A 1,421-nucleotide genomic window follows, 5' to 3' on the forward strand; every position below is an offset into this window, starting at 1 on the left:
CCCGCACCACAGCGACCACCCGAAGTGCAGCGAGGGCATCGCCGCGTACTGGTTGGTGATCGCGGTCATCGCGCCGTAGTCCGGGTTGGCGAGGTCCTGCGCCCCGTGCACGGTGTCGACGAAGCCGAGCCCCGGCATCAGACGCGGCGGAGCCAGCGGGAACAGCCAGAAGCCGGTCAGCGCGAGCAGCGTGGCGAAGCCGAGGGAGGTCCGGGCCCAGCGGTAGTCGACCGGGCGGCGCCAGTAGAGGACCGCGAGCACGGTCAGCGGGACGACGAAGTGGAAGGACTCGTAGTAGAAGTCGAGGAACCCGCGCAGCCAGCCGACCCGGACGACCGCGTGGTTGACGGCGTGCTCGATGTCGATGCCCAGGAACCGCTCGGCGTCGAGCACCAGCCGCCCGTGGTGCTCGGCTCTCTCGCGCCCGAGTTCGTTGCTGCCCCCGGTCGCCGCGAGCCGCACCTGCCCGTAGGCCGCGTAGGTCACGCGGATGAGCAGCAGCTCCAGCAGCAGATTGGGCCGGGTGAGCGAGCGCCGCAGGGACGGCAGCAGCGGTACGCGTCCGAACCGGGCCGCGACCTGACGGGCGTACAGGGTGGGCGCCGGGGCGTCGTAGTGCGGGGAGCTGCGCGGCAGGAAGGGGACGGCGGTCGCGGCGGCCAGCGCGGCGAGGAGGACGACGTTGTCCCGCAGCGGGTACATCACCGGCGTGTTCGGCAGCATCATCGTCGCCGGGAGCGTGGTCACCAGGACCACCGCGACCGGCCAGACCGTACGGTCCGCGGCCCGCCTGCCGACCCGGCCGACGACCGCGAGCAGCACCCACAGGAGCTGGTGCTGCCAGGTCGTCGGGGAGACGGCGACGGCCGCGCACCCGGTGACGGCCACGGCGAGCAGGAGCTGCCCGTCACGGGCGTAGCCCACGGCCCGGCGCAGCGCGAGGACGGCGACGACCGCGCCGAGCAGCAGGAAGAGCGCGATCTCCGGCGGGCCGCTGAGCCCGGACCGGAGCAGGGCGCCGTGCAGCGACTGGTTGGCGAGCGCGTCGGCGCTGCCGCCGAGGCCGACGCCCCCCGTGTGGTGCACCCAGTAGGTGAGGGAGTCGCCCGGCATCGCGGCCCAGGCGAGCAGGGTGCCCCCGGCGAAGGTGGCGGCGGCGCCGAGCGCGGCCCGGCGGCGGCCGGTGAACCAGAGCAGCGGGGCGAAGAGCAGGACCGTCGGCTGGAGGGCGGCGGCGAGGCCGATGAGCCCGCCTGCCGTGCGTTCGCCGCGCGCGGTGAGGCAGCCCAGCAGGACGAGCAGTACCGGGATGACGCTGGTCTGCCCGAGCCAGAGGGTGTTGCGGACCGGCAGCGACACCATCAGGAGGCTGATGGCGACGGGGGCGGCCAGCAGGACGGTACGGCGCCCCACGGGCCTGG

General features: G+C 74.4%; 1 protein-coding gene. It reads right to left on the reverse strand.

Annotation, left to right across the window (positions count from 1 at the left end; all coding sequences use genetic code 11):
• The coding region (locus tag CCN33_RS28415) for a bifunctional glycosyltransferase 87/phosphatase PAP2 family protein (RefSeq protein ID WP_086696280.1) at positions 1–1,421 on the reverse strand (1,421 nt) is incomplete at both ends.

This window comes from Streptomyces recifensis (assembly GCF_002154615.1).
In the GTDB taxonomy this organism is placed as follows: Bacteria; Actinomycetota; Actinomycetes; order Streptomycetales; family Streptomycetaceae; genus Streptomyces; species Streptomyces griseoluteus.